Source organism: Microbacterium gorillae, assembly GCF_050990725.1.
Classification (GTDB): Bacteria; Actinomycetota; Actinomycetes; order Actinomycetales; family Microbacteriaceae; genus Microbacterium; species Microbacterium gorillae_A.
The window spans coordinates 749938-761576 of sequence record NZ_CP158844.1; the positions used below are offsets into that span (position 1 = coordinate 749938).

Genomic DNA, 11639 nt, shown 5'->3' on the forward strand with positions numbered 1-11639 from the left:
ATGCGCCGAATCCAGGAGTATTCGCCAAGATCCGTCATGCGTTGGGCGCACTTTCATGCGTTCACGACTGCCATCTCGGGCTGACCGACTGCCCTGCGGTTGCGGAGCTGACCGGGCGTGGACTTGGCTGGAGACATGGCGACGGACGCGGGAGAGGCGATGCGGCAGACCGATCGTGGACATTCGGCTGCGCAGGAGTCGGAACGTGTGCGTAGGCCGGAGAGCGACGCGGGGCATCAGGCCGGCACGGGGCGAGTGCCGGACAGCGGGCATCAGGCCGACATCGGGCGAGTGCCAAGCCAAGCCGTGACTCGCCCCCGAACCGGACTGTGCTCGGTCACCTTCCGTCAGCTCAGCGCAGAGGACATCATCACGGCAGCCGCCGAAGCGGGGCTGGAGTGCATCGAGTGGGGCGGCGACATCCACGTCCCGGCCGGGGACACGACCCTCGCGGAAGGCGTCGCGCGGCGAACGGCGGATGCAGGTCTGGCGGTCGCGTCGTACGGGTCGTACTGGCGCGCGGACGAGGACATCACGCCGGTGCTGGATTCCGCTGCGGCGCTCGGCGCGGACCGCGTGCGGATCTGGGCCGGACGAATCGGCTCGAACGAAGCGAGCGACGCCGAACGTCGCGCGATCACGCAGGCGATCGCCGCCGCCACGACGGCGGCCCACAGCCTGGGTATCACGCTGGCGCTGGAGTATCACTCGGGCACCATCGCCGATACTCCGGCCGCGGTTCGCAGGCTCCTCGACGATGTGCCCGCGCTGCGCACCTATTGGCAGCCGACGGTCGGAGCATCCGATGAAGCGGCGCTGCACGAATACGATCTGCTGCGCGATGCGGTCGCGGCCGTGCATGTCTTCTCCTGGTGGCCGACCACGGAGCGCGTGCGGTTGGCAGAACGGGAGAGCCTGTGGAGCGCGCTGTTCCGCACCGCGATCGAGCCACGCGACGCCCTGCTGGAGTTCGTGCCGAACGACGATCCTGACCTGCTCGTGCACGAAGCCGCGACGCTGCGGAAGTGGGTCGCTCGGGGGTAACGAATGTCTGTGACGCGATGGTCGTCAGGACTACGCTCGCGTGCGCGTGATGGGATAGAGCCATGCCGGCTCCCGAGAACGCCCTGTCGATCACCATCGTCGATCCGTCCGGGGTCACGCCCGACACGCTGAAGCAGCTCTACCGGATCACCGGACGCTCGAGCGTCGAGCTGCGCGACGCGATCCTCGCCGGCACGCCCGTCTACTCCGCGCCCCTGTTCGGCAACGATCACATCCAGGTGGTTCCACGGCTGGAGCGTACCGCAGCACTGCTCGACGAACTCAGGGTCCGATACACCGTGCACGAGTGGGCCGACGGCGAGGTCGAGGAGATCTCGGTGGAGCTGATGCGGCAGATCATCGAAAGCGCTGAAGGCCGGTACAGCTAGCGGGCACGGATCCCCGAGCGCTCGCGACAGCCCGACGCCAGCACTTGCTGCGCGCAACGGAGCGCGATCGCTCAAGATTCGCCAACGCCGGCACCCGCGTGGGTACCTCGCGCTCGCGCGAGGTGAGAGAAGCGCCTCACCTCTTCGCCGGCGCGAACGCTGCGAAGAGATCCGTGACGGCGCCCGCCATGTCGATGCTGGGGTCGGTGAGCCACTGCAGCTGGAGGCCGTCGGACGCTGCGTGGAGGATGCGCGCGAAGGACTCGGCGGGGATCGCGTCGGTGATGATCCCGGCGCGCTGTGCGGCGGCGGCGATCCGCGCGAAACGGTCGTGAAGCTGTTCGCTGCGCTCCAGGAAGTAGTCGTGTGCGGGGTGCTCGGTGTCGGCGGCATCCACGGCGAGGCGGGAGAACAGCTCCACGAGACCCGGAACTGACGCGTTGTGGCGGATCACGGCGATGTACGCCTGTGTGGCCTGCTCCCAGACGACCGCGGTGTCGGCGGAGTCGAGGTCGGGGAGGGTGAAGGCGAGCCCGTCCACCTCGTCGCGTTTGCGCAGGATCGCGGTGAACAGCTCCTCTTTGCTCTCGAAGTAGTGCAGGAGCCCCGGAGGCGTGAGGCCGACGGCGTCCGCGATCTCCTTGACCGACGCACCGCGCATGCCGGAGCGGGCGATCACGTCGAGCGCGCGCTCGAGGATCTCCTCGCGCTTCGCGATCCCTTTCGCGTATGAACCCCGCTTTGCCATGTGTCGAGTCTGCCAGGTGCCGCGGGTCATTGCCATCATAAACCGAATGACGTAAAGTTTTCGCCACGGCCCATACGCTCATCGACGAGAGGATCACCATGACCGAGTCCGGACAGCTTCCCGAGGTCAGCGACCTCACCACCGCCGAGAAGGCATCGCTGACCAGCGGTGCCGACTTCTGGACCACCAAGTCGATCGAGCGCGCCGGAGTCCCGGCGCTGATGCTCACCGACGGCCCGCACGGGCTGCGCAAGCAGAACACCGGAGGCGATCACCTGGGTCTCGGCGACAGCGTGCCCGCGACCTGCTTCCCGCCGGCGGTGGGACTCGGCTCGTCGTGGGACCCGGAACTCGCGGAGCGCGTCGGCGTGGCTCTCGGTGTCGAGTCCGCGCTTGAAGACGTCGCCGTCATCCTCGGCCCCGGCGTGAACATCAAGCGGTCTCCGCTGTGCGGTCGCAACTTCGAGTACTTCTCGGAGGACCCGCTGATCGGCGGTGTGATGGGCGCGGCGCTGGTCCGTGGTATCCAGTCGCAGGGAGTCGGGGCGTCGCTGAAGCACTTCGCCGCCAACAACCAGGAGACCGACCGGATGCGGGCGTCGAGCGATGTTGATCCCCGCCCCCTGCGGGAGATCTACCTCCGCGGCTTCCAGCGGGTGGTCACCGAGGCGCAGCCGTGGACGGTGATGTGCTCGTACAACCGCATCAACGGCGTCTACGCCTCGGAGGACCCGTGGCTGCTGACCAGCGTCTTGCGCGAGGAGTGGGGCTACACCGGTCTGGTCGTCTCCGACTGGGGTGCCGTGAACGATCGCGTCGCCGCCCTGGTCGCCGGACTCGACCTGGAGATGCCGGCCAGCGGCGGACACACCGATGCGCAGATCGTCGACGCGATCGAGTCGGGCCGCATCGACGAGTCCGTGCTGGACCTCGCCGCCGAGCGCATGCTGGAGCTCATTCGTCGATCCCAGACGGTGGTCAAGCCCGAGGGCGCGCTGGACGTCGATGCGCATCACGACCTCGCTCGCGAGGCGGCGGCACGTTCGATCGTTCTGCTGCGCAATGAGGGTGACATCCTGCCGCTGAACCCACAGCAGCGCATCGCCGTGGTCGGCGCGTTCGCCGACCAGCCGCGATACCAGGGTGCCGGTTCCTCCCTCATCAACCCGACGCGTCTCGATCGCGCCCTCGAGGAGATCCGCGCGATCGTGCCGGAGGCGACGTACGCCGCCGGCTTCTCCCTCGACGGATCCGGCGACGCTGTCGCGTTGCGTGCCGAGGCTGTGGCCATCGCGGCGGACGCCGATGTGGTCGTCGCGTTCCTCGGGCTGCCCGCGGCTGCGGAGTCGGAGGGCTACGACCGCACCGACATCGACCTGCCCGCGGACCAGCTGGCACTCGTCGCCGAACTGCGGGCGGCCAACCCGAACGTCGTCGTCGTGCTGTCCAACGGCGGGGTGGTGGCGCTGCCGTTCCGCGACGAGGTTCCCGCGATCGTGGAAGCCTGGCTGGGTGGGCAGGGTGGCGGTCACGCCGCGGCCCAGGTGCTGTTCGGCTCCGTCAACCCCTCCGGTCGCCTCACCGAGACCATCCCCGTGAAGCTGGAGGACAACCCCTCTTTCGGGAACTTCCCCGGGGAGTTCGGGCATGTCCGCTACGGCGAGGGCATTCTCGTGGGCTACCGCTGGTACGACGCGCGGGATCTGGAGGTGGCGTACCCGTTCGGACACGGTCTGTCCTACACCTCGTTCGCCTACGGCGACGTGTCGGTCACGGCGGACGATGAAGCGCTGACGATCCGCGTCGACGTCACGAACACCGGCGGCCGCGACGGGCGCACCGTGGTGCAGGCGTACGCTTCCATCGACGCCTCCGTGGTGCAGCGGGCTCCGCGTGAGCTGAAGGCATTCCAGTCGGTGGCGATCGCTGCCGGTGCCACGACCACTGTCGAACTGCGTGTGCCGCGAGCGGATCTGGCCTACTGGGACGTGCGCGTGGACCGCTGGGTCGTGGAGGGTGGCGAATACACGGTGTCGGTGGGTGAGTCCAGCCGAGACCTGCGCGGTTCCGCGACGGTGACCATCGCCGCCGATGAGGTGAACATCCCGATCACGCCCGATTCGTCGCTCGGCGAGGTGCTGGCACATCCCGTCGTCGGGCCAATGGTGCAGCAGGCCATCTCCGGATTCCTCGGCGGCGGCTCCGACGCGCCGACGGAACTGGACGAGGGCATGCTCGCGATGATGCAGTCGCTTCCGCTTGCGCGAATGGTGGCCTTCCCCGGTTCTCCGATGACCCCCGAGGCGATGCACCAGCTCATCGCCACCGCGAACGCCTGATCCTGACGCCGCTCTGAGGCGAAGGGTCTACAGGAACGACGCACGCTCGTCATCACTTCTGGTGGCTGGCATCGTGCGTTCGTCACCGAGGCCCTTCGTCTCGCTGCGCTCGCTCTGGAACCGGAGGGGAGGGGCGCTCGCTCAGGCGTCAGTGGCGAGGACCAGCGTGCCGTCGACACGGCGGGGGAGGGTGGCGGGGCCGTCGCGCAGCTCCTCGGGGAGCACGTCGGCGGGGGCGTCCTGCCAGGCGAGCGGGCGTAGGAAACGACGGATCGCGGTCACGCCCACCGAGGTGTGCTGCGTGTTCGTCGCGGGCCACGGGCCACCGTGGTGCATGGCCCACGACACCCGGACGCCGGTGGGGAAGCCGTCGTAGACGATGCGACCGGCGACATCTCGCACGGTGTCGGTCAGCTCGCGGCGCAGGACGCCCTCCGCTGGCGCCGAATGGATCGTCGCCGTCAGAGAGTGGGGGATCGCCGCGAGCACAGCTCGCACGTCCGAGACTGACTCGTACCGGACGATGACCACGAGCGGTCCGAACGCCTCCTCCGCCGCAGCGGGCGAGAACGCTGCCGCGTCGATCTCGAGCACATCGGCCGAGCGGGAGAAACCGTCGCCGCCGGTTCGGGAGACGACGAGGGGGCGCGCGCCGCCGATCTCCATCAGCCGGGAGCGGATGTCGCCGAACGCCTCGTGGATGCGTTCGTTGAGGAGCGTCTGCGGCGTGGATGCCTCGGCCAGCGCGACGATCGCGTCCACGAGCGCGTCGCCCGCCTCTCCCGCGGGCACCAGCGCGATGCCGGGCTTCGTGCAGAGCTGACCTGCGGAACCGGTCACCGAGCCGAACAACCCCGCGGCGATCGTCGCGGTGCGCTCGCGGACTGCACCGGGCGTGATGATCAGCGGATTGACGCTGGAGAGCTCGCCGAAGAACGGGATCGGCGTCTCTCGTGCCGCGATGATGTCCTGCAGAATCCGGCCCGTCGACAGCGATCCCGTGAAGCCGACCGCCGCGATCCGCGGATCTGCGACGAGAAGGGCACCCGCCTGCTGGCCGTACACGATGCCCACGAGTCCCGCCGGTGCACCGTATTGCTCGGCCGCCTCGGCGAGCGCGGCGAACGATCGCTGGGACGTGACGAGGTGGGAGCTGTGCGCCTTCACGACGACGGGGTTGCCGCCGGCGAGCGCCGACGCAGTGTCTCCGCCGACGACGGAGAACGCGAAGGGGAAGTTGCTGGCACCGAACACCGCCACCGGGCCGATCGGCACCAGCATGCGCCGCACATCGGGTGCCGGACCGAGAGCCGTCGTACCGGCGTTATCGATGATCGCCTCGACGTAGCCGCCCTCCTCCACCGCGTCGGCGAAAAGCCGGAACTGGAACGCGCTGCGAGAAACCTCGCCGTCCAGTCGCGCCGCGGTGAGTCCGGTCTCCGCCACCGCGGCCTCGACGAGCGCGGCGCGATGGCGGTCGAGGCCGTCGGCGAGCGCTCGCAGCAGCCCGGCGCGCCACGCCCGCGACGATCCCCGCACCGCCGGGAAAGCTGCCGCCGCGGCAGCGGTCACAGCGATCACACCCGCCGCATCCGTGGTGACGATCCCGGTGTCACGTCGATGTCCGGTACGCGGATCCGTGGTGAACAGTGACGTCGTCATGCGAGCTCCTTCTCTTCTGCTCGATCGTCGGTCGGAACGTCCGTCCGAACACCGCGCCCGCTGACGGCAAGCAGTCCGCGGGAGGCGAGGTTCGCCATGAGCGCTCCGATGCCGAAGGTCCAGGGCGGCAGGCTCTCGCTGTGCTGAACGCGGTTGATGAGCGCGCCCAACCGTGGCGAGGCGATGCGCACGATGTCGCCGAGGTGGTGAGTGAACCCGCGCCCCGCCTCTCCGCGATCGTCCGTGGGGGCGAACATCGTGCCCAGGTACAGCACGAAGCCGTCCGGGTAGGAGTGATGTGCTCCCGCCGCCTGTCGGACGAGGTCGGCCGGGTCCCGGCTGATGCGGGACATGTGCGAGACCGCGTCGAGCACGAAGCCGTCCTCGCCGTGGATGGACAGCGACACGGACTCGGCGCGCACGTCGTCCAGATCGAAGCTCTCGTCGAAGAGGCGGATGAAGGGTCCGACCGCCGCGGACGCGTTGTTGTCCTTCGCCCGGCCCAGCAGGAGCGCGGATCGACCCTCGATGTCACGGAGGTTCACGTCGTTGCCGAGCGTCGCGCCCACGATGACGCCGGCCGAGGAGACGACGAGGACCACCTCGGGTTCCGGATTGTTCCATCGCGATTCCGCGAGCACGCCCACATCCGCCCCGCCGCCGACGGTGGCCAGCACCGGGGCCTTGGAGAAGATCTCGGCGTCCGGCCCGATGCCCACTTCGAGATACTGACTCCACAGTCCCGCCTCGATCAGTGCGTCCTTCAGACGTGCCGCCTCGGGAGATCCGGGAACGAGCCCCTGCAGATCGCCGTCCAGAGCGTCCGTGATCACGCCGCGGATCGCGTCGGCGGAATCCGCATCGCCACGAGCCCGCTCTTCGATGATGCGCTCCAGCATCGACACCGGGAAGGTCACGCCCGACGCCTTGACGACGTGCAGGTCGATGGGGGACAGCAGCCAGGGCCGCCCGGGATCACGGGTATCGGGTGCGGTGTTGGCCCAGAGGTCCGAGAGCGTGCCGATCGCCGAACCCGGGGCGGCGCGGACCGCGGCGACGGGATCCTCGGACTCAGTGAGGTCGCGCACGGTGGGAAAGGCCCTGGTGATGTCATGCACCGCTTCTCCGCGCACGACGATCACTGCGGGCCCCTCCGGGAGCTGCGCGCGGCCGATGAGCAGTGCGGTGTCGGCGTCTTCGGGAAGGATCGGACTGGTCGTCATCACGCTCTCCTGTGTTGTGGAAATCACGACGTTCACCGGCCGTGGAAGACGGCGGGACGCTTCTCGGCGAAGGCCGCGCGTCCCTCTGCGGCGTCGGCGGTGGCGAAGGCGATGGCCTGCATCTCGCGTTCGTAAGCGATGGCCTGTTCGCGCGGCAGGTTCCCCGCCGCGCGGAGGTCTGCCTTGGCAGACTCGGCGGCGATCGGGGGGCGCTGCGCGATGGTCGCGGCGAGCTCCTGCGCGCGCGGGAGCAGGGCATCGGCGGGGACCACCTCACTGACCAGCCCCCAGGCCAGGGCGCACTGGGCATCGATCGGGTCGCCGGTCAACAGCATCAGGGCGGCGTTGCTCGCACCGAGGGACTCCGCCAACAGCACGGACATCCCGCCGCCGCCGACCCAGCCGAGCTTGATCTCCGGTGCCGCGAAGCTCGCGGTGTCCGCGGCGATGCGGATGTCGCAGGTCAACGCAGCCTCCAGGCCGCCGCCGAAGGCGAACCCGTTGATCGCCGCGATCACGGGCTTGCGAAGCTCGCGCAGCGCGTCGCAGTAGTCGCGTCGGTTGCGGAACTCCCACGCGGTGGCGTAACGGTCGAGGGTGGCGATGTCGCTGCCGGCGCTGAAGGCGCGCCCGGTTCCGGTGTAGACCACGCACCGCACCGCCGGGTCTGCGTTGAGTTCGCGGACGATGCTCTCCAGCTCGTCGCTCATCGCCTGCGTGACGGCGTTGAGCTTCTCGGGACGATTGAGCCGGATCGTGGCGACGTGGCCGGTGGTCTCGACCTGGATGAGCTCGCTCATGCGGGGATCTCCTCTGCGGTGGGGAGGGCGGCGAAGCGCTCCTCGATCTCATCGAGCGCGTCGCCCGGAGTGCGGTCGCCGCGGACCGCGGCGCGCACGAGCGCGGACGCGTGGCTCTGGAAGGGGATGTATCCGGGCACGCGGGGCCGCACCCAGGAGGATTCGATGGTCGACAGCGTCGCGGAATAGAAGCCGTGGGCGGCGTCGTCCACGCCGGCATCGGTCCACGCCGCCCGCATGCTGGGCTGACCGTCGTGGCGGGGGATGAAACCGCGCTGCGTCTCGGGCGACAGCAGCCCCGCGAGGTGGCGCAGCAGAGCGGGCGAGGGCGGCGTACGGCGGGTGATGGCGATTCCCGTGCCACCGATCGTCGAGCCGATCCGTCCGTTCCGGGTGGGCGGAGGACCGAATACGACATCGGGTGAGCTGTAGGTGACATACCCGTAGATCAGCGGGATGAATCCGATGTCTCCCCGGTCATGGAGGCGATCGAGCAGACCGATCGGATTCAACCGGTCGGTGCCGGCCGGAGCGTGCGCGGACAGACGGGTGAGGAGATCCAGCGCCCGTTCGCTCACGTCCCGATCGAACAGCGTGTCGGCGGCGGGCACCTCGGTACCGAGGGACACCGTGATCGAGCAGAAGGAGAGGAAGGCGTGGGGCCCCGCGAGTGAGGTGGCGACGAGTCCGCGATCGGCCAGATCAAGAGCCTCCTCCCACGTCACCGGTGCGGTGGGCACCAGCGACGGGCGCCGCACCGACACCTGCGTCGCGGCATCCAGCGGCAGCGCCCACAGTCCGCCGCCCCACCGATAGGAGTCGATGCTCGGACCCACGGCGTCCGCTTCCCAACGCTGCCGTATCTCGTCGGGAAAGAGGTCGTTCAGCCGACGCAGGCTCCCCGTGGCGAGTGCGTCGCCGAGGTGCGGATGATCCAGGACCAGGAGATCGTAGTCGCGGGCCAGTTCGTCGATGGGCGCCGACTCGAACCCCTCCAGCGACTGCACCTCCCAGCGCAGCGTGTCGCCGTCGCCGATCTCTCCGGCCGCCGCCTCCAGGGCGTTCCGCCCGCGCGGATGGTCCCAGGTGAGGCCCACGAAGTCCGTCACGGTGCGCTCGTCTCCGCGATCACGCCGGAATCGAGCAGCTCGCGGATCCGGTCCGCCTCGATGCCCAGCTCCGCCAGGATCTCGGAGGAGTGCTCGCCGACGAGGGGTGCGCCACGGTCGATGCGCGCCGGAGTCTTGGCGAACCGATACGGGAAGCCCGGCGTCTTCACCCGACCCTCGGTGGGGTGGTCGTACTCAACGAATGTGCCGTTGTGGATGATCTGCGGATCGGCGACGAGATCCTCGTAGCCGTACACCGGCCCCACCCACATCCCGGCGGGGAGCAGGGTGTCCAGCCAGTGCTGCGTGTCCCGGGTGCGGAGGTGGCGGGCGACCGTGGCGTACAGATCGTCGCGATGGGTCCAGCCGTGCACCTCGGGATCCATGTCGGCGAAGGAATCCTCGCCCAGGATCTCGCCGAGCTTCTGCAGGTCCGCGAACCCGAGGGCGAGGTAGCCGTCGGCGGTCGCGAACACACCGTACGGAGCGCGGATGTACACGTGAGCGTTGGGCTCCGCGCCCCGCCGCTGCGGAACGCCGCCCACGGTGTACACGCTGAGCTCCTGCATCTGGAGCGTGGTGAGAGCGTCGAGCATGTTCACCGTCACCAGCTGTCCTTCGCCGGTGCGCTCGCGGTGCAGGAGCGCGGCGAGGACCGCCTCGAACGCGGTGGAGGCGGTGATGGCGTCTGCGAGGTACTGACCGGCGGGCGACGGGGGTTCGCCCTCGCGACCGGCGGAGAGCATGGCTCCGCTCATCGCCTGCAACAGCAGGTCTTGACCCGGGCGGTCCTGATACGGACCGTCTTCGCCGTAGCCGGACATCGACACGTAGACGAGCGATGGGTTGATCGCGGCGAGCGTTTCGTAGTCCAGCCCCAGTCGCGCCGCCACGCCGGGGCGGTAGTTCTGCAGGAAGACGTCTGCTCCCGCGATCAGCTCCCGCACCACCTCGCGACCGGCATCGGATTTGAGGTCGACGGCAAGGGAGCGCTTGTTGCGGTTCAGGGAGAGGAACGACACGTTGATGGCGTTGCCGCGGGCCCCGCCGGCGGCGGCGAAGCGCTGCCACTCTCCGGCGGTGGGCTCGACCTTGACCACGTCGGCGCCAAGATCACCCAGACGCTGCGCGGCGAAGGGCCCCGCCATCGCGATGGAGCAGTCGACCACCCGGTAACCGTCGAGCACGCCGCGCGCGCTGGGGGAGGAAGATGCAGTCATGCTGTTCTGCTTTCTGTCGCCGCCACGGAGGTCTCCACACCGTCGGCCGCCGAGGAGCGCAGCAGCGCGTCGATCAGCTCCACCGAACGGGCGGCGACGGTGACGTCTGAGTTGTTCTCGGTGCTGCGGCCGGTGATGAGATCGATGAAGCGATGGGGCGGGACGAGGCACTCGTACTCGCCTTCGCCGGGTTCGATGCTCACCGATTCGCGACGACCGTCGTACCGGCTGAGCTCCACGCGTTCTCGTTCGACGTCGATCATCAGCACGCCCTCGGTCCCGAACAGGCGGATGTCGACCTGGTACTTGTCACCGTCGGCGAGTGTGGCGGCACCGGAGAGGGAGCCGAGCGCACCGGTCGTGAAGCGGATGACGCCCGCATCGAACAGATCGACGGCGGAGCCGGCGGTGCTCACACGTCCGGCCACGGATGCCGCCCGCAGCCCGGTGAGCCAGAACAGCAGGGCCGAGGAGTGCGTCACCTGGCCGTGCGCATAGCCGCCGCCGTGCTGCGGGCTGGACCACGTGCTCGGGTCCGGAGCGGTGTCGGAGTTCCAGCGTTCGAGCATGTGGGTCGGGTCGGTGCCGAAGAGCCCGCGGGTCGGCGAGGCCATGTGACACGTGGCGAACTGGATCTCGCCGATCGCTCCGGCATCGAGCAGCCGCTTGGCGGCGACGGTGAAGGGCTTGTAGTTCCAGCCGTAGGGAACGAGAAACACCGTCCCCGCCTCCTCGACGCGCGCCGCGAGATCCCACGCCTCGTCGGCATGGAGGGTCATCGGCTTCTCGCACAGGACGTGGAGTCCGCGATCGAGCGCCCGCGCGGCGAGCGGGTGGTGCAGGTCGTGGGGTGTGGAGATCACCACGGCATCGATGTCTGCTTCCAGGAGCTCATCGGCATCCTCGGTCGCGAACCCGAAACCGAACCTGTCGCGCACGGACTCGAGACCTGGCCCCCGTCCGCAGACGCCGACCAGCTCGACGTCCTCACGCGCTGCGAACAGGGGGAAATGGTTGCTCGTCGCCCACCATCCGGCACCGATCGCACCGAGTTTCACGCGACTCATCGCACCCACCTCCGTGCTCCCGGGATCCACACGGTGCC

10 protein-coding genes are annotated in these 11639 nt (G+C 69.2%); 3 read left to right on the top strand and 7 right to left on the bottom strand.

Going from position 1 to position 11639, the window contains the following annotated elements; genetic code table 11:
* The first annotated feature begins 135 nt into the window (after nt 1–135).
* Nucleotides 136–1044, top strand: coding sequence for a sugar phosphate isomerase/epimerase family protein (locus ABTV68_RS03315; RefSeq protein WP_433676203.1), 909 nt, complete (start codon nt 136–138; stop codon nt 1042–1044).
* Between the two features lie 62 nt (nt 1045–1106).
* Nucleotides 1107–1433, top strand: a complete 327-nt coding sequence (locus tag ABTV68_RS03320) for a hypothetical protein (RefSeq protein WP_433676204.1) — start codon at nt 1107–1109, stop codon at nt 1431–1433.
* A 136-nt stretch (nt 1434–1569) separates the two neighbouring features.
* On the opposite strand, the gene ABTV68_RS03325 is transcribed toward ABTV68_RS03320, so the two are convergent.
* On the bottom strand, nt 1570–2181 hold the full coding sequence (locus ABTV68_RS03325; RefSeq protein WP_433676205.1) for a TetR/AcrR family transcriptional regulator: 612 nt from the start codon (nt 2179–2181) through the stop codon (nt 1570–1572).
* 98 nt (nt 2182–2279) lie between these two features.
* On the opposite strand from ABTV68_RS03325, the gene ABTV68_RS03330 reads away from it, so the two are divergent.
* Complete coding sequence (locus tag ABTV68_RS03330) at nt 2280–4520, top strand: beta-glucosidase family protein (RefSeq protein WP_433676206.1); 2241 nt, start codon at nt 2280–2282, stop codon at nt 4518–4520.
* 141 nt (nt 4521–4661) lie between these two features.
* Here ABTV68_RS03330 and ABTV68_RS03335 read toward each other — a convergent pair whose 3' ends face one another.
* From ABTV68_RS03335 to ABTV68_RS03360, 6 genes are read right to left on the bottom strand one after another with little or no spacing between them, the layout of a single operon-like run.
* Complete coding sequence (locus ABTV68_RS03335; protein ID WP_433676207.1) at nt 4662–6182, bottom strand: aldehyde dehydrogenase family protein; 1521 nt, start codon at nt 6180–6182, stop codon at nt 4662–4664.
* Nucleotides 6179–7405 (bottom strand): fumarylacetoacetate hydrolase family protein, encoded by a 1227-nt coding sequence (locus tag ABTV68_RS03340; protein WP_433676208.1) that lies wholly within the window; start codon nt 7403–7405, stop codon nt 6179–6181. The genes ABTV68_RS03335 and ABTV68_RS03340 overlap by 4 nt, the downstream gene beginning before the upstream one ends.
* Nucleotides 7406–7437: 32 nt before the next feature.
* Nucleotides 7438–8205, bottom strand: a complete 768-nt coding sequence (locus ABTV68_RS03345; protein ID WP_433676209.1) for an enoyl-CoA hydratase/isomerase family protein — start codon at nt 8203–8205, stop codon at nt 7438–7440.
* Nucleotides 8202–9314 (bottom strand): hypothetical protein, encoded by a 1113-nt coding sequence (locus tag ABTV68_RS03350; protein WP_433676210.1) that lies wholly within the window; start codon nt 9312–9314, stop codon nt 8202–8204. Before ABTV68_RS03350 ends, ABTV68_RS03345 begins: the two co-directional genes overlap by 4 nt.
* The gene (locus ABTV68_RS03355; RefSeq protein ID WP_433676211.1) at nt 9311–10534 is read right to left on the bottom strand and encodes a CaiB/BaiF CoA transferase family protein; all 1224 of its coding nucleotides are present in this window, start codon (nt 10532–10534) and stop codon (nt 9311–9313) included. The genes ABTV68_RS03350 and ABTV68_RS03355 overlap by 4 nt, the downstream gene beginning before the upstream one ends.
* A complete protein-coding gene (locus ABTV68_RS03360) occupies nt 10531–11601 on the bottom strand; it encodes a Gfo/Idh/MocA family protein (RefSeq protein WP_433676212.1) in 1071 nt (356 codons plus the stop codon). Before ABTV68_RS03360 ends, ABTV68_RS03355 begins: the two co-directional genes overlap by 4 nt.
* Nucleotides 11602–11639 lie beyond the last annotated feature (38 nt).

Coding starts and splice junctions, on each gene's coding strand:
- ABTV68_RS03320 (WP_433676204.1), top strand. CDS start 1,107: ATGCCGGCTCCCGAGAACGCCCTGTCGATCACCATCGTCGATCCGTCC.
- ABTV68_RS03355 (WP_433676211.1), bottom strand. CDS start 10,534: ATGACTGCATCTTCCTCCCCCAGCGCGCGCGGCGTGCTCGACGGTTAC.
- ABTV68_RS03335 (WP_433676207.1), bottom strand. CDS start 6,182: ATGACGACGTCACTGTTCACCACGGATCCGCGTACCGGACATCGACGT.
- ABTV68_RS03315 (WP_433676203.1), top strand. CDS start 136: ATGGCGACGGACGCGGGAGAGGCGATGCGGCAGACCGATCGTGGACAT.
- ABTV68_RS03325 (WP_433676205.1), bottom strand. CDS start 2,181: ATGGCAAAGCGGGGTTCATACGCGAAAGGGATCGCGAAGCGCGAGGAG.
- ABTV68_RS03340 (WP_433676208.1), bottom strand. CDS start 7,405: ATGACGACCAGTCCGATCCTTCCCGAAGACGCCGACACCGCACTGCTC.
- ABTV68_RS03360 (WP_433676212.1), bottom strand. CDS start 11,601: ATGAGTCGCGTGAAACTCGGTGCGATCGGTGCCGGATGGTGGGCGACG.
- ABTV68_RS03330 (WP_433676206.1), top strand. CDS start 2,280: ATGACCGAGTCCGGACAGCTTCCCGAGGTCAGCGACCTCACCACCGCC.
- ABTV68_RS03345 (WP_433676209.1), bottom strand. CDS start 8,205: ATGAGCGAGCTCATCCAGGTCGAGACCACCGGCCACGTCGCCACGATC.